16 protein-coding genes and 1 other RNA gene are annotated in these 15,659 nt (G+C 31.8%); 9 read left to right on the top strand and 8 right to left on the bottom strand.

The annotated features are described in order from the left end of the window. Positions 1 to 24: 24 nt before the first annotated feature. Positions 25 to 534 (bottom strand): hypothetical protein, encoded by a 510-nt coding sequence (locus O5O44_RS08960; RefSeq protein ID WP_289194039.1) that lies wholly within the window; start codon positions 532 to 534, stop codon positions 25 to 27. 540 nt (positions 535 to 1,074) lie between these two features. Between O5O44_RS08960 and O5O44_RS08965 the strand changes: the two genes are divergently transcribed. From O5O44_RS08965 to O5O44_RS08980, 4 genes are all read left to right on the top strand, one after another. Next, positions 1,075 to 1,560: a SixA phosphatase family protein gene (locus O5O44_RS08965; RefSeq protein ID WP_289194041.1), complete on the top strand. Its 486-nt coding sequence runs from the start codon at positions 1,075 to 1,077 to the stop codon at positions 1,558 to 1,560. A 124-nt stretch (positions 1,561 to 1,684) separates the two neighbouring features. Further along, positions 1,685 to 3,751 carry a polyphosphate kinase 1 gene (ppk1, locus tag O5O44_RS08970; protein ID WP_019388523.1) on the top strand — a complete coding sequence of 689 codons (2,067 nt, stop codon included), beginning with the start codon at positions 1,685 to 1,687 and terminating at the stop codon, positions 3,749 to 3,751. Position 3,752: 1 nt separating this feature from the next. Next, on the top strand, positions 3,753 to 4,658 hold the full coding sequence (locus tag O5O44_RS08975) for a Ppx/GppA phosphatase family protein (RefSeq protein ID WP_019388524.1): 906 nt from the start codon (positions 3,753 to 3,755) through the stop codon (positions 4,656 to 4,658). A gap of 189 nt (positions 4,659 to 4,847) precedes the next feature. Beyond that, the gene (locus tag O5O44_RS08980; protein WP_289194045.1) at positions 4,848 to 5,438 is read left to right on the top strand and encodes a porin family protein; all 591 of its coding nucleotides are present in this window, start codon (positions 4,848 to 4,850) and stop codon (positions 5,436 to 5,438) included. On the opposite strand, the gene O5O44_RS08985 is transcribed toward O5O44_RS08980, so the two are convergent. Together O5O44_RS08985 and dnaX are read right to left on the bottom strand one after the other, a co-directional pair. Next, positions 5,435 to 6,016, bottom strand: coding sequence for a MiaE family protein (locus O5O44_RS08985; protein ID WP_289194046.1), 582 nt, complete (start codon positions 6,014 to 6,016; stop codon positions 5,435 to 5,437). The two genes, O5O44_RS08980 and O5O44_RS08985, sit on opposite strands and share 4 nt — an antisense overlap. Positions 6,017 to 6,060: 44 nt before the next feature. Further along, entirely contained in the window at positions 6,061 to 7,794 is a 1,734-nt protein-coding gene (gene dnaX, locus O5O44_RS08990) for a DNA polymerase III subunit gamma/tau (RefSeq protein ID WP_289194047.1), read from the bottom strand. 161 nt (positions 7,795 to 7,955) lie between these two features. Between dnaX and O5O44_RS08995 the strand changes: the two genes are divergently transcribed. The 4 genes from O5O44_RS08995 to rnpB all read left to right on the top strand — a co-directional run bounded on the left by O5O44_RS08995 (position 7,956) and on the right by rnpB (position 10,485). Then, a complete protein-coding gene (locus O5O44_RS08995; protein WP_019388528.1) occupies positions 7,956 to 8,210 on the top strand; it encodes an autorepressor SdpR family transcription factor in 255 nt (84 codons plus the stop codon). A gap of 2 nt (positions 8,211 to 8,212) precedes the next feature. Next, a complete protein-coding gene (locus tag O5O44_RS09000; RefSeq protein WP_019388529.1) occupies positions 8,213 to 8,857 on the top strand; it encodes an SdpI family protein in 645 nt (214 codons plus the stop codon). Further along, positions 8,858 to 9,934, top strand: a complete 1,077-nt coding sequence (locus O5O44_RS09005) for an alpha/beta hydrolase family protein (RefSeq protein ID WP_289194048.1) — start codon at positions 8,858 to 8,860, stop codon at positions 9,932 to 9,934. Positions 9,935 to 10,145: 211 nt separating this feature from the next. Next, positions 10,146 to 10,485, top strand: an RNA gene (rnpB, locus tag O5O44_RS09010) — RNase P RNA component class A. An 82-nt stretch (positions 10,486 to 10,567) separates the two neighbouring features. Here rnpB and O5O44_RS09015 read toward each other — a convergent pair. The 5 genes from O5O44_RS09015 to O5O44_RS09035 all read right to left on the bottom strand — a co-directional run bounded on the left by O5O44_RS09015 (position 10,568) and on the right by O5O44_RS09035 (position 14,101). Further along, complete coding sequence (locus O5O44_RS09015) at positions 10,568 to 11,320, bottom strand: hypothetical protein (RefSeq protein ID WP_019388531.1); 753 nt, start codon at positions 11,318 to 11,320, stop codon at positions 10,568 to 10,570. A gap of 37 nt (positions 11,321 to 11,357) precedes the next feature. Then, positions 11,358 to 11,864 (bottom strand): nuclear transport factor 2 family protein, encoded by a 507-nt coding sequence (locus O5O44_RS09020; protein ID WP_289194049.1) that lies wholly within the window; start codon positions 11,862 to 11,864, stop codon positions 11,358 to 11,360. A 152-nt stretch (positions 11,865 to 12,016) separates the two neighbouring features. Next, on the bottom strand, positions 12,017 to 12,559 hold the full coding sequence (gene rsmD / locus O5O44_RS09025; RefSeq protein WP_289194050.1) for a 16S rRNA (guanine(966)-N(2))-methyltransferase RsmD: 543 nt from the start codon (positions 12,557 to 12,559) through the stop codon (positions 12,017 to 12,019). Next, positions 12,559 to 13,416, bottom strand: a complete 858-nt coding sequence (locus tag O5O44_RS09030; protein WP_289194052.1) for a DUF3822 family protein — start codon at positions 13,414 to 13,416, stop codon at positions 12,559 to 12,561. The genes rsmD and O5O44_RS09030 overlap by 1 nt, the downstream gene beginning before the upstream one ends. Further along, complete coding sequence (locus tag O5O44_RS09035) at positions 13,364 to 14,101, bottom strand: hypothetical protein (RefSeq protein WP_289194054.1); 738 nt, start codon at positions 14,099 to 14,101, stop codon at positions 13,364 to 13,366. The genes O5O44_RS09030 and O5O44_RS09035 overlap by 53 nt, the downstream gene beginning before the upstream one ends. A gap of 131 nt (positions 14,102 to 14,232) precedes the next feature. Here O5O44_RS09035 and O5O44_RS09040 point away from each other — a divergent pair, with 131 nt between their 5' ends. Further along, entirely contained in the window at positions 14,233 to 15,657 is a 1,425-nt protein-coding gene (locus O5O44_RS09040; protein WP_289194055.1) for an ATP-dependent DNA helicase, read from the top strand. Positions 15,658 to 15,659 lie beyond the last annotated feature (2 nt).

A 15,659-nucleotide genomic window follows, 5' to 3' on the forward strand; every position in this document is an offset into this window, starting at 1 on the left:
CTAATTTTTGCTATAACAAAATTTTTACTCCTCTGTGGGATCTGGAACAAACACGCTTAAAACTATTTTTGCAGATGTGTTATTACAATTAGTTGAAGTTGCTTTAACTTCTACACATCCCCAAGAGTTATATTTTGTGCCTTCTATTGTCATAACATTTACTATAAATTCTTTCGAAACACCAGGAGCAAGTGTAATGGTGTTTAAGTCTTTTTGAGCTAAATCAGTAGAATTATTTTGTTTAAACGATACATTCAATTCTGAATTTTTAGCAGCTACTATGCTTTTATTTTTTGTATTGGCACATGGAGAATTAAGCATGGACGTACTAACATTATACGTTGCAGTAGAACCAGAAGTGTTTTTCAAAGTTAATTTAAATTCAGCTCCATCTTCGTTTGCAGACTGAAAACGTCTGTTCTTTTCTACAGTAAGTTCTGCGCTACAATTTTGCACAAAATCAACTTGACTTTTTTCTGTTGTATTACTTAAGCTCAACAAAAGTGTAAAGATAATTGTAGTTATGACTTTCATAAATTGGATATTTCCTTTGTTATTAATATAAAAAACTAGAACTTATTACAATTCTAATATGATTATTCTATTTTCATTTTTTCAATCAGAATAAATCTGATTAATATAAAGTTTAAATGATACCGATAAACAGTAGCCATCGCAAACTCTAACTAACTAAAAAAATCGGATTCCAAATGAATTTTAAGGGAAATACTTCGAGGGAAGAGCATTTTAAAATATGCCACATTTTATTAAAAATCGAATTGGGGTCCATAATTTTAATTATATAATAGGTAAAACAAAAAAACGCAATGGTTATTAGTTTCTCAATTAAACGTGTTAAATCACTTAAATATTCGACTAAACGATAAAGGCTATCCTTTCAACTTATATTATTATCGTTTTATCGATACATAAATCTGTAACTCACTAGTTTTTCGGTGTTTATAATTTTATTTCATGATTTAATTATTTTTAACGAAATTATAGAACAAATAAATTGAAATTTATCGAATAAAACAACTTTTTATCGATAAAAATTGCATTTAATCGATACTTTTGAAAAAATTAATCTTAATTAGACACGCTAAATCATCATGGGAGTATGATGTGATAGACCACCAAAGACCTTTGAAAGAAAGAGGTTACAAAGACGCCGCTTTGGTTTCTAAAGCGTTACAGAAATTAAATTTAAATATAGATTTAGTTTTATGTAGTGATGCCGTACGAACTCGGATGACATCTGAAATCTTCATTTCTGAACTCAATATTAATCCTGAAATTGTAAAATTGAATCATGACTTATACGATTTTTCAGGAAATGATTTGATTCGAACAATAAAATCCTGCGATACCACTGTGAACACCTTAATGGTTTTTGGACATAATCATGCGATAACCGATTTTGTTAACACTTATGGCAGCACTTTTATAGATAATGTTCCAACTAGTGGAGTGGTTATTATTGAGTTTAATATTGATAATTGGAATGCATTAAAACCAGGAATAACGCAAAACACCTTTTTTCCGCGTAATTTTAAATAAAAATTATTCATCTTAAATATTTTAAATAATTGTTGAAATTTTATAACAGCTTAAGCATTTAAAGGCATTGTTTTTCTAGTAAATAGAATATATTTGTTTTGTAGTAAAATTAAAGAGATAATTAATGTCGAAAACTGAAATTTCAAACAATAATAGTTACATAAATAGAGAAATTAGTTGGCTTCAATTTAATGCAAGAGTTTTGCAAGAAGCTGCAGATGAAACAGTTCCATTAATTGAAAGACTTCGTTTTTTAGGTATTTTTTCGAATAATTTAGATGAGTTTTTTAAAGTACGATATGCTACAGTAAAACGCATTGTTGAAGCAGGTAAAGGCGGTAAGAGTGAATTAGGTGGCATAAAAGCTAAAGAATTACTAGAAATTATTACCCAAATTGTAATAAAGCAACAAAGTGAAAGTGTTGAAATTTTACGCATAATAGACCAAAGTCTTAAAGATGAAAACATCTATGTTATAGATGAAACTCAAATTGATGACATACAACATGAATTCATTAAAGAATATTTTATTAAAACTGTAAGTCCTGCTCTTGTTACCATAATACTCAATGACTCCGTAGTTTTACCTAATTTAAAAGATAGTGCTGCTTATCTAGCTGTAAGAATGCTTATGTCTGGAGACCAAAAGCAATTTGCACTTATTGAAATCCCTAAATCTGTTAATCGATTTGTTGAACTTCCTAAAGAAGGTGATAAAAATTTCATCATTATGGTCGATGATTTATTACGCTATTGTTTGGAGGATATTTTCAATATTTTTAATTACAAATCTATTTCAGCTCATATGATAAAAATTACCAGAGATGGTGAGTTAGATTTTGAAAGTGATTTAAGTAAAAGTTTTATTGAAAAAATTTCAGATAGTGTAAAACACCGTCAAATAGGCGAACCTGTTCGATTTGTATATGATAAAACGATACATAAAGAAACCCTTAGGTTTTTAATGACTAAAATGGGCATTGATACAACCGATAGTATAATTCCTGGCGGGAGATATCACAACAGACGAGATTATATGAGTTTCCCGAGTTTAGGGAGAACAGATTTACTTTATTCTAAAATTGAACCACTACCAATAAAAGGGTTAAGTTTAAAAGACAGTATTTTTGAAGCCATAGCCAAGAAAGACTATTTATTGCACGCTCCTTACCAAACTTTCGCATATGTTGTGAAATTTTTAAGAGAAGCCGCGTTAGACCCTAAAGTTAAAACCATAAAAATTACAATTTATAGACTTGCTGAAATTTCACATGTGGCGAGTTCACTTATAAATGCAGCCATTAATGGTAAATCTGTAACGGTTTCTATCGAACTAAGAGCACGGTTTGACGAACAAGCCAATATTGATTATGCCCAACAGATGGAAGATGAAGGCGTAAATTTAATTTTTGGAGTAGCAGGACTTAAAGTGCACAGTAAAATGTGTGTGATTGAGCGTGAAGAAGGAAAAAAACTAAGACGCTATGGTTTTATAAGCACTGGTAATTTCAACGAATCAACGGCAAAAATTTATACTGATTATACGCTATTCACATCAAATAAAAAGATTTTAAAAGACGTTGATCAAATTTTTAGCTTCTTTGAAACTAATTACAGAATTTATAAGTATAAACATCTTATTGTCTCACCACATTACACTAAAAGTGCTGTTTTTAAGTTGATAGACAAAGAAATTGAAAATGTGAAACAGGGTCGAGAAGGGCTTATTCGATTAAAAATGAATAGTATTTCCAGCTACCCCATGGTTGATAAATTATATGAAGCTAGTAGAGCAGGGGTTAAAATTCAAATGATTGTTAGAGGACTTTGCTGCTTAATTCCTGGTATAAAAGGCATGAGCGAAAATATAAAAGTAATTAGTGTAGTAGATAAGTTTTTAGAACATTCTAGAGTTTATATCTTCGGAAATAATGAGAATTCCAAACTTTATATTTCTTCGGCTGATTGGATGACCAGAAATATAGAAAATAGAGTAGAAGTAAGTTGCCCAATTTATGATGACGACATTAAAAAAGAAATCATAGATACATTCAATATCAGTTGGAATGATAATGTAAAAGCGAGATTATTAACTGATTCCCAAGAAAATGAATATCTAAAAAATGATAAAGAAAAGGTAAGATCTCAATTTGCTACTTACGACTATTACCTTAAAAAAATAGAAGACTAGGATGCTTTCAATAAAAAAATATGCTGCGATAGATATTGGTTCGAATGCTGTAAGATTACTTATTTCAAATATCATTGAGCAAAAAGGAAAACCAGTTCAATTTAAAAAAAACTCCTTAGTTCGTGTGCCCATTCGTTTAGGTGCCGATGTGTTTATAAAGAATAAAATTTCTAAAGAAAATACGCAACGCGTTCTCGATACCATGCTGGCGTTTAAATTACTAATGAAATCGCATAAAGTAGTTAAATACAAAGCTTGTGCAACTTCTGCTATGCGAGAATCAGATAATGGCAAAAAAGTAGTTGATTTAGTTTTAAAAGAAGCCGGAATTATTATCGATATTATTGGTGGTGAAGAAGAAGCAGCTATAATCGCCGCAACAGATTTAAATAAATTTATAAACCCCGATAAAACCTATTTATATGTTGATGTTGGTGGTGGAAGCACCGAGTTTACTATTATACATGAAGGCAACCAAATAACGTCTAGATCGTTCAAAATTGGTACTGTAAGGTTGTTAAATGATATGGTTAAAAAAGAAACTTGGCAAGAACTTCAAGATTGGATTGGTTTACATGCCAAAAAATACCATAAAATTGATGTTTTAGGTTCTGGTGGTAACATTAATAAAATCTTTAAGGTCTCTGGAAAAGCCATGGGTAAACCCCTTTCATATTTTTATATGACATCGTATTATAATATGCTTCAAACCTATTCTTATGAAGAGCGTATTACAGAGCTTGATTTAAATCAAGACAGGGCCGATGTTATTATTCCTGCTATGAGAATTTACCTTTCTGCGATGAAATGGAGTGGTGCAAAAAACATATATGTTCCTAAAATAGGACTTGCAGATGGTATCATTAAAAGCATCTATTACGATACAGTTTCTAGCAATACACAGTAAAATTATGCACTTTAGCTTGTATAATTGTCTTATTTTAAATTTATAATATATATTCGTAACCGCATAATTACTATTAATAACAACCCAAATCTATTAATAATGACATAGCCTATAGTATTCGTGTTGCTTCAACTTCCCTAATATTTTGGCAAATTGCATCTGATAGATTTAATTAAATAATACAAACAGATGAAAAAATTATTACTATTTACAGTACTTTTTGGTTTTTCATTTTATGGATTTTCTCAAAATGAAGACACTATTGTAGTTACAGATTCTACAGAAGTTAAAGAACCAGGTTCTTCATCTTTGGGCTTAAAATATGGTGTTCGAGGTGGATATACTATTTCGCATTTAGACTTTGAAGGCACTCCAACAATGGATAACAAACATCGAAACAGTATGTATGTTGGTTTCTTTGCTAATATTGGATTATCAAGAACTTTATCATTAGTTCCAGAGATTCAGTTTTCTGCTGAAGGCGCTGATGCTGAACCTCTTAATCTTGATTATATACAAATGCCTGTTTTGCTTAGATTTAGAATTAACGAAAAGTTTCACGCAGGTTTTGGTCCGCAAATGGGACTAAAAGTTCATAAATACGAAGACGGTATGAAAAACTTAGCATACTCTGCGGTTGCCAGTGTAGATTATAAAATTAACTACGCGCTATTCGTAGATGTTAGATACAACTATGGTATTAGAAATGTTTTTGATGAAATCTCTGGTGTCGTAGCTAAAAATAGAAATATTCAGCTTGGTGTTGGTTATAAATTTTAACCATGTATAGCCTCTGAAGTACCAAGATTACTTATAATTTTACTCTCATATTCAAGAAGTTGCTGCCATTTGGTATCAACTTCTTTTTTATTTCCATATTTTCGAGCAAACCCAAGAAACATAGTATAGTGGTTAGCCTCACTTACCATAAGATTTCTGTAAAAAGTAGCCAATTCTTTATCTTCTAACTCTTCAGATAGTAATCTGAATCGTTCACAACTTCTAGCTTCAATAAGTGCTGCGTATAATAATCGATGCACTAATTGCGTCGTTCGGCTTCCACCTTTCGGAAAAAATTTAAGCAATTCAACAACATAATCATCACGTCTATCTCTTCCTAAAGTCCAACCGCGTTCAAGAATCTTGTCGTGTACCATTTTAAAATGACTAATTTCTTCTTTAACAAGTGCCACCATTTCTTGTACAAGTTCAGTATACTCCGGAAAACTAACAATTAGAGAAATAGCGGTACTGGTTGCTTTTTGTTCACAAAAAGCATGATCGGTAAGTATTTCTTCAATATTCTTTTCAACAATATTAACCCAACGCGGGTCCGTAGGTAATTTAAGTCCTAGCATGGTTTTAAATTTATAACTATCTTATTGTATTATATATCAATTACTTAAACATCTAAGTCGAAAGTTTTTCTTAACATATCAATACTTGGATTTTTTTCTTTTAATTTCTCAAATTTCTCCAAGGTGGTATAAGCATATTGTTTTTCCATAACCTCGTTTACTGTTATAGATAAATTGATATCGAAGTTATTTAATGTCTTTCTTATATAACCCAAAAGATCGTATTGTTGGCGTTCAACTTCAACTTTATTGGTTGCATTCGGGAATTCTAAATGCGCAGTAGTATCAGTTACTTTAGGCGTGTCAATAGATAAAATTGAAGCCAAATTGTGCTTACCATCTTCACGCAATTTCTCGATATAATCGTTCCAAACTTGTATAAAATCTTTTTCTGTAAAGGGTTCTTTCGGCAAATCTTCCTCATCAATAACAACATTCATTTGTTTTATTTGATGCTCTTTTTTAGCCTTTAGGCTGCTTAATGAAAGTCCCGACGTGCGCTTGTTCTCTTGTTTTAAAACTATTTTTGGTGGTTCTTTGACTTGAAATTGTTCAACCACTTCAGCTATTTTTTCTTTCGGCTCTGGCGTTTCTGTTTTTGCTTCCGAAGTAGAAGTAGCTTTTTCAACTTTATTTGGTAAAGTTACTGGAATAGGCGTAATACCTTTGCTTTTAAAGTACGACGCAGGAATTATGTAGTTTTTGCTATTTTTTTTTTCTCCATCAAAAGTGATAGAGGCAAGCTGCATAAGGCATAGTTCAACAAGTAAGCGTTGGTTTTTACTCGTTTTGTATTTAAGATCGCAATCGTTAGCAAGATTTATACCTTGCATGAGAAACTCTTGAGAAGCTTTTTTAGATTGCTCTAGATATTTGGTTTTGGTTTGGTCGCCAACTTCTAATAACGCTATAGTTTCTTGCGTTTTACTAACCAACAAATCTCTAAAATGCGACGCTAAACCTGCTATATAATGATGCCCATCAAAACCTTTTGCCAGTGTCTCATTGAATTGGATTAACAACTCTGGGATTTTATTTTCAAGTATTAAATCGGTGCTTTCAAAGTACGTTTCGTAATCTAAAACATTTAAATTTTCAGTTACGGCTTGTCTGGTAAGGTTTTTACCCGAAAAACTAACCACTCGATCAAAAATAGAAAGGGCGTCTCGCATCGCGCCATCAGCCTTTTGAGCAATGATGTGCAATGCATCGTCTTCAGCAGTTATATCTTGCTCCTCAGCGATGTATTTTAAATAATTTTTAGCATCAGTTACCGTAATTCGCTTAAAATCGAAAATTTGACAACGTGATAATATGGTTGGTATAATTTTATGCTTCTCGGTAGTTGCTAATATGAAAATACAGTGTTTTGGCGGCTCTTCTAGGGTTTTAAGAAAAGCATTAAAAGCAGCTTGAGATAACATGTGTACCTCGTCAATAATATAAACCTTGTATTTGCCTATTTGTGGAGGGATACGAACCTGGTCTGTTAAATTTCGAATATCATCAACTGAATTGTTAGAAGCGGCATCAAGTTCAAAAATATTAAACGCAAAATCTTCATCGGTAGCCTCCGTACCATCACTATTAATCATTTTAGCTAATATACGTGCACAGGTTGTTTTACCAACACCACGCGGACCAGTAAACAATAAGGCTTGTGCTAAATGATTGCTTTCAATGGCATTAAGCAAAGTGTTTGTAATAGCTTGCTGTCCCACAACGTCTTTAAACGTTTGCGGACGATATTTTCTAGCCGATACTACAAAGTGCTCCATTGTTTTTGGTAAAGTAACAAAGTTAAAAATTCAGTTTTGAATTAGGAATTTTGAAGCTATAATTTAATAGGAGTTATTAACAATAATAGACCATTAAATTAAAGCTCTATTTGGATTTGTAAATTAATATTTAGATATTTGTCTAAATAACTAAATAAGAAATGAATTCTTTATTTAAGGCCCTTAATGATGAAACTAGAAGACAGATAGTCGAATTACTTAAGGAAAAAGACATGAATGCTGGGGAAATAGCTGAACGGTTTAATATATCAAAACCAAGTATATCACATCATTTAGATATTTTAAAAAGAGCCGATTTAATTACAAGTGAGAAAAAAGGACAATTTGTAGAGTATTCTCTAAATACGAGCATTTTAGAGGATTTACTTAACTGGATATTAACTTTAAAAAAATAATCATGAGCTTAAAAAAGGAATTACCACTAATTGCAATCGTACTTTTGCCATTTATTTATTTGGCTTATCTATGGAATGATTTACCTGAAAAAGTACCGTTACATTGGAATATAAAGGGAGAGGTAAACCGCTATGGAGATAAGATAGAACTTATTTTTATTCCAATTTTATTACCACTACTTATATATATTATCTTTTTGGTTGTTCCTAAAATTGACCCTAAAAACAAACTGCAAAAAATGGGTAATAAGTTACAAACACTTAAATTCTTGTTGACAACTTTTATGTCAATCTTAGCATTATTCATAATCTATACTGCAAAAAATGAGTCGCTTACTAACCCAAACTATATTATACTGTTAATAGGATTGCTTTTTTTAATTCTAGGAAATTATTTTAAAACATTAAAAGCTAATTATTTTATAGGAATTAGAACACCCTGGACACTCGAGAATGAGACGGTTTGGAAGGAAACGCACAAATTAGGAGGGAAAATGTGGTTTATTGGTGGTTTACTAATTGTCCTTTCTAGTTTAGTGTTAGAAAAGCAAACTAATTTTACAATATTCATAATTATTACTGCAGTTATAACCATTGTACCTGTAGTCTTTTCTTATTTGAAATTTCAAAACATAAAAACTAACTAAATGAAAATACATTTTCTATACTTTTTAATTTCCGCTATTTTTTCATTCACTTTATCTGCTCAAATCAATAGACCTCAAGAACCAAAAGAACCTTTTAATTATATAATTGAAGATGTTGAGTTTAAAAACAACATGGATAGTATTTCACTCGCAGGTACACTAACTTACCCAAAAGAGGGGTCAAATTTTCCAGCTGTAATTTTAATAAGTGGCAGTGGTCCGCAGGACAGAAATTCTGATATGATGAACCATAAACCATTTATGGTTATTGCAGATTTTCTAACAAATAAAGGCATAGCTGTATTACGAGTTGATGATAGAGGCACAGGAGCATCTGAAGGGAATTATAATGCCACTGGGCTTGATGGTTTTGTTAATGATACAAATAGTGCTTTTGAATTTATTAAAACGCACAGTGCCATAAACCCTGCTAAAATTGGCCTTATCGGTCATAGTTTAGGTGGTGTTATTGCACCAATTATAGCAAGTAAAAATCAAGATATTTCTTTTATTGTACTTCTGGCTGGTTCTGGCATAAGAGGAGATAAACTTATGCTTTTACAAAAAGAAATAATTGAGCGAAAAATGGGGGTTCCTGAGGCTGGAATTACACAAGGACAAAATTATATGAAAGGAGCCTACAATATTATTTTAAACTCGAATAATGATGATAATCAATTACAATCTGATTTAAAGGATTACTTCAATGAAATTTTTGGAGCTATGTTAACTGATAGCCAAATTAAATCATTATCAGAACAAATGTCTATGCATTGGTTAACAGACTTTATAAAATTTGATCCGAAGGAATCTCTAAGTAAAACAAAATGCCCAGTTCTTGCATTGAATGGTGCAAATGACTTACAAGTACCTCCAAAAGAGAATCTTGAGGCTATTGAAGCTATTTTATTAGCCAATGGGAACACTAATACTGAAACAATGACGTTGGATGATTTAAATCACTTATTTCAAGAAAGCAAAACCGGTTTACCGAATGAATACGCCATTATTGAACAGACTTTTTCACCGATGGCATTAGATATTATGTTTGAATGGATAAAAAGGCAAACCGAATAAAAAGTAAAATAATCTTCATTTCTTAAAATCAAAGCTAGCAAACAGTCCCTGCGTAAAGGATTGCAGTGGTAGCTTTTGGAGAGGCGTGCATCGAGCCAAAACTTTTAGTGGAAAGCCAGACCCCTTGTGGGTAACCTGCCTGCCAGCAGGCAGGCGCCCAAATAATGATTTTTAATTAGATTTTAAAATATAGGAATTGTAATTTTGCGTTTAAGTAAATCGCCTTATCGTTCCGAAGTTAATTCGGGAAGGAAAGTCCGAACACCGTAGTGCAACATAGTGGTTAATGGCCACCAACCGTGAGGTTAGGAAAAGTGCAACAGAAAGAATGTACAGGTTATGCTGTAGTGAAATCAGGTAAACTCTATGTGGTGCAATGTCATGTATACCAACGTTTGAGGGCTGCACGCCCGATTGTTGGAGGGTAGGCAGCTAAAGTGTATTGGTAACAATGCACTAAGATAAATGATAAGGTATTTTTGTGCTTGTTTTAGGTAAACTTGAAACGCGTACGGGATGAACAGAATTCGGCTTATAGATTTACTTGAACATAAATAAGCCCCTCTTTAGTAATTAAAGAAGGGCTTATTCCCTTATAAAAGTAATTTGGTTGGTTGAAACGGCAGATTTATTTTATTTTGGTGCGTAGGCCAAATCTGGACGCATTTCTCCTGAAAACTCTTCCATTCTGGTGGCGTGTTCCATGACCTTACTAAACACTTCCCAAACTTCTTCTTTTGTGCCTAATGTAGCTTCGTTAGTTTTAGATTTAGTTTCGAAATCGATAGCATCTTTAGCGGAAATTGCAACTAAATAAAACTCTTCGGGTGTACCAAAACCACTGCGATATACTCTATAATATTCTTTTGAGTTTTTTGATTCGTACAATGCTTTTACAGCTTTCATGCCTTCACGAACTTTTTTAGCATTACTTGGTGTAAAATAGATATAGTACCATTTACGATAGTTTTGACCTTCTTGAGTCATGGATATGCCTTCTGGCATATAGGTTAAATCTTCAACCATGGTAATCGTGTAATTGGTATGCGAATCATAACATTTATCGAATTCTTCGAACATTTTTCCAAATTCGTCGCCCATAGTTTTAGCCATATCTGCAAATGGATTTTTATCCATATCTGCAAAATTTTCAATAGGTGTAATGTAAAAATATTTAAAATCGCTTCTTGTTCCTGTTGCCCATGAGGTTTGTGGGTTATGTTTTATACAAGCATCATTAAACTTTTTAGCAATAGCTTCATATTGCATTAACATAGACGGTTTTACGTTATCTTGATGCACCATAAATCTTTTTTGTGCATGCGACAGATTAAAAGAAAAGCACAATAATAATGCTATTAAAATTGAGGTTTTAAATGTTTTCATATTAAATAATTTAGTTAATTGATTTTTTATTTTTGGATTACTCTTCTTCTACGACATCATCTACTGCTGTGAGTTTAGCAAATTCTGCATTCATAGCAGTTCCATCATAGTAAACGTGTTCTTCAACAATTTTACCATCTACAAACTGTACAGCTAAATGGACAGGAATTGATAATTCTTTATTATTGGCAGCTAAAGTACCCTTGTGTAATGCCCAATAGTACACCCAAGTTTCATCTTCTTTATCAAGAACCATTTCAATGTATTCTTTATCGCGATTAAAGCCATAAGAAGACATGGTGTTTGCCATAGTTTCTAAACTTTTGGCTCTTTCTGCAATAGTTAGTGGTTCTATTGAGTTTACGTAAATTTTAGCGGTATCGGCAAAATGGCTTTTCCACTTAGCCCAATCTCCAGCTTCGTAAGCTTCTATACCGGCTTTTAACGTGTTTATTTCTGCAGATTCTGCAAAATAACGTTGTGGTTTGTTTTGGCAAGCAGTAAATAACATTACTGCAAAAGCAACTAGAAAAATTTTTTTCATTTGAATTTATGGTTTAATTGGTTGATAATAATTTTAAACCATACGCACGAATAGAATAAGAATGTATTTCCCTGAGAGATACATGCAATGAATAGAGTCTGGGACTCTTAAGGAGAACTCTAAAGTACTGAAAAAAAATGAGTTGTGGAAATTTATTCTGGCTTTTCAAAAAAACTAAAAACACTTCCACCATAGTTTTTGGAGTAACTAAAATGTTTAATTTCTGATAAGTTAGTATGTTTAGAATGCTCGACTATGAGTAAGCCTTCAGGTAGTAACAAGTTATTTTGAAAAACAAGCTCTGGTATTTTAGCAAATTGTTCATCAGAGAAACTATAAGGTGGATCTGCAAAAATAATATCAGTTTGAAGTGTTGATTTTTCTAGAAACTTAAAAACATCACTTTTTATGGTTTGAATTGGCATTTCAAAATTCTCAGCAGTCTGATTTATAAACTTAATGCATCCGAAATCCTGATCTACACTAGTAATTTGCTCAACACCTCTAGAAGCAAACTCATAACTTATATTGCCAGTGCCCGCGAATAAGTCTAATACAGTTATGTCTTCAAAATAGTATAAATTATTAATGATATTAAATAGCGATTCTTTAGCCATATCAGTAGTGGGGCGGACAGGTAGGTTTTTTGGCGCCACAATTTTTCTACTTTTATAAAGACCTGATATAATTCTCATTAAAAACTATTTAAAAGTGCAAAATTAGAATATTCAGATTTTGGCTTTGCTATGTATTTATATTGGCTATTTCGTTTTCCAAAACTTATATTCCTAATGTATTTATAAGCAATCTCGTATAATTCGTTATTTTCATCTACATCTCCCAATAGGACAAGTTGGAAGGACTCTGGGTCCAAATTAAGTTGTTCTGCTGTAAAAAGAATGTAATAGATAAAATCTTCTTTCGTGCTGTAACTAAAGGAATTGTACAAGTTTAATTGCTCTTTTTCAGTAACTAAAATCTCAAAGTGATTGGTGCTTATATTCACAAATACTTTTGGTGTTTCTGATTCTTTTTCTATTTGTAAAATATTTTCAATTAAAACGGTAGAAACGTGCTTGTAAACAAAGGCTCCAAACTTCTCATAAATAAAATTATTAAAATTGACATAAGGAATATAAACGTTTACGCTAGTGTTTTCTTGAATTGGATCGTAAGCTATAAAATCAGACTTAAGTATTTTAGAATTAAATTTTAAATACTCTGCGAGGTGGTTTTTATTGAATAATGACTTTGGTACTAAAGTTGCTAAGTCGTTATCATGAATAATAATTACATTTTTAAAATTACTTTGTAATGCATTTTCTTTTGTGAACAACGATTTTAATTCATCTAAAGCTTCAAGTGGGTTTAAACGTTTCTCGAAGATGACTTCTCGCAACTCTATTACCGTATTGGTATCTGTATTCAGTATACAAAAAGAAAGTCCACTCAAACTTATTTGAATGGACAGATCTATATTAGTTAGTTTGTTAGTCGTTTTATTCGTTTGAGCCATATGTTTTTGGCCAGTTTCCGTTTGTGTTAACTTCATCCATAGAACCTACTTTTAATGCATCACCATTAACACCATCCACTGATACTACCTGATTTTCTTGAACTAGTAAATCTTTATTCTGGTCGTATAAAATCACGTTCTTTTTAACTGATGCTTCAAAAACAGGAATCTTAATATTGTTTTGCTCGATAAACCCAGCATCCATTTTAAATTTAGCTCCTTCTTCACCAACAGGAACATTCATCATCGTTTTATAACGTGTTGAAGATTTAAATAATGAATCTTTTACAGAAACAAATCCTAAGGTATCAACTATAATAATATCTTTAAAAGTATCTACACCATATCTTTTCGTCATTTCTACATCAATAATACTTGAATCTCTTCGTTGGGTAATAGTGTATTGTGCAGTATCAACAAATTTGATTAAATTATCAAAGTCTTTTGCAAAAACACCTATAACTTGCCTGTGAGCCAGCTGAGAGTCTCTAATATCCTTTAAACTTTCAATTACTTGAGCATATCGCTTATTTTTTACTTTATTAAACTGGATAGGTTCATAAATGGAAACATAAGTTTTGTAACCTAAAAAAGCAATCAATAACCAAAGTGCAATATTTAATAACGGTTTAAACTTCGCCGGTATAAATTTATCAACTAACTTAACCAAGCCAATTGTAACTAAAATAACCGCAACTGCAACAAGAATAAAATTTAACATAGTATGTTATTTAATTTAAAGTTTAATAAAAGGTATTTAGCAAATCTACAATTTTTTTTTAATCGTTAAAACCAAACTGCATAAAAATCATTTCTATATTTGAATAATTTACAAAACCCTTGAAATCTATAATGACTTCCAACGAATTTTATTCTCTCATAAAACAACAATTTCCGTTTCAACCTACAATGAAACAAAATATTGTTTTACAACAACTTGCAGAGTTCATTTTTTCAAAAAATAAAGATTCCTTATATCTACTAAAAGGGTATGCCGGAACAGGAAAGACAACTATTGTTGGCGCTATTGTGAGTAATTTATGGAAGGCAAAAATGAGTGCTGTACTCATGGCACCAACGGGTAGAGCCGCCAAAGTGATATCGAATTATTCTAATAAGGAAGCATTTACCATTCATAAAAAAATATATTTCCCTAAAAAAGATAAAGGTGGAGGTGTAAAGTTTGTTTTGCAGCCTAATAAGCACAGAAATACAATTTTTATTGTTGATGAAGCTTCCATGATTCCAGATACACCCAGCGAATCAAAACTTATGGAAAATGGTTCGTTACTAGACGACTTAATGCAATATGTTTATTCTGGGCATCATTGTAAGTTGCTATTAATAGGTGATACTGCTCAATTACCACCAGTGAAATTAGATTTAAGCCCTGCATTAGACCCGAATACCTTAGCACTTAATTACAACAAAGAAGTTACCAAAATGGAACTTGATGAAGTTGTAAGGCAAGAAGAAAACTCAGGCATATTAGCTAATGCCACCATATTACGAGAAGCATTATCTGGAACGACTTATGATTTTTTTAAGTTTGAATTAGCCGATTTTAAAGATATTATTAGGCTTGTTGATGGTTATGAAATAATGGATGCCATTAACGATTCTTATAGCGATTTAGGGAAAGAAGACACTGCTATTATTGTAAGAAGCAATAAACGCGCAAACCTATACAATCAACAAATAAGAAACAGAATTCTTTTTAATGAAAGCGAATTATCCGCAGGAGATTATTTAATGGTTGTAAAGAATAACTATTTCTGGATAAAACCAACTACCGAAGCTGGATTTATTGCAAATGGTGATATTATTGAAGTTCTGGAAATATTCAGTTTACAAGAATTGTATGGCTTTCGCTTCGCTGAAGTAAAAATTAGAATGGTTGATTACCCCAAAATGAGACCTTTTGAAACCGTGTTATTATTAGATACTATTGATGCTGAAACGCCTTCTCTGGCCTATGAAGATTCGAATAAATTGTATCAAGAAGTGATGAAAGATTTTGAAAGTGAAACGAGTAATTACAAAAAATTCTTAAAGGTAAAAAACAACAAACATTTTAATGCGCTTCAAGTTAAATTTTCTTATGCCATCACCTGCCATAAATCACAAGGAGGGCAATGGAACACTGTTTTTGTAGAACAACCGTATTTACCAAACGGTATAGATAAAGATTATTTAAGGTGGTTATACACTGCGATAACAAGAGCGAAAGAAAAATTGTACCTTATTGGCTTTAAAGACGATTTCTTTGAAGAATAATT

It is taken from the genome of Algibacter luteus (assembly GCF_030344935.1).
Taxonomy (GTDB): domain Bacteria; phylum Bacteroidota; class Bacteroidia; order Flavobacteriales; family Flavobacteriaceae; genus Arenitalea; species Arenitalea lutea.

Coding starts and splice junctions, on each gene's coding strand:
- ppk1 (WP_019388523.1), top strand. CDS start 1,685: ATGTCGAAAACTGAAATTTCAAACAATAATAGTTACATAAATAGAGAA.
- O5O44_RS08985 (WP_289194046.1), bottom strand. CDS start 6,016: ATGCTAGGACTTAAATTACCTACGGACCCGCGTTGGGTTAATATTGTT.
- O5O44_RS09035 (WP_289194054.1), bottom strand. CDS start 14,101: ATGTTAAATTTTATTCTTGTTGCAGTTGCGGTTATTTTAGTTACAATT.
- rsmD (WP_289194050.1), bottom strand. CDS start 12,559: ATGAGAATTATATCAGGTCTTTATAAAAGTAGAAAAATTGTGGCGCCA.
- O5O44_RS08995 (WP_019388528.1), top strand. CDS start 7,956: ATGAATTCTTTATTTAAGGCCCTTAATGATGAAACTAGAAGACAGATA.
- O5O44_RS09020 (WP_289194049.1), bottom strand. CDS start 11,864: ATGAAAAAAATTTTTCTAGTTGCTTTTGCAGTAATGTTATTTACTGCT.
- O5O44_RS08975 (WP_019388524.1), top strand. CDS start 3,753: ATGCTTTCAATAAAAAAATATGCTGCGATAGATATTGGTTCGAATGCT.
- O5O44_RS08960 (WP_289194039.1), bottom strand. CDS start 534: ATGAAAGTCATAACTACAATTATCTTTACACTTTTGTTGAGCTTAAGT.
- O5O44_RS09040 (WP_289194055.1), top strand. CDS start 14,233: ATGACTTCCAACGAATTTTATTCTCTCATAAAACAACAATTTCCGTTT.
- O5O44_RS09030 (WP_289194052.1), bottom strand. CDS start 13,416: ATGAAGTTAACACAAACGGAAACTGGCCAAAAACATATGGCTCAAACG.
- dnaX (WP_289194047.1), bottom strand. CDS start 7,794: ATGGAGCACTTTGTAGTATCGGCTAGAAAATATCGTCCGCAAACGTTT.
- O5O44_RS09015 (WP_019388531.1), bottom strand. CDS start 11,320: ATGAAAACATTTAAAACCTCAATTTTAATAGCATTATTATTGTGCTTT.
- O5O44_RS09005 (WP_289194048.1), top strand. CDS start 8,858: ATGAAAATACATTTTCTATACTTTTTAATTTCCGCTATTTTTTCATTC.
- O5O44_RS09000 (WP_019388529.1), top strand. CDS start 8,213: ATGAGCTTAAAAAAGGAATTACCACTAATTGCAATCGTACTTTTGCCA.
- O5O44_RS08980 (WP_289194045.1), top strand. CDS start 4,848: ATGAAAAAATTATTACTATTTACAGTACTTTTTGGTTTTTCATTTTAT.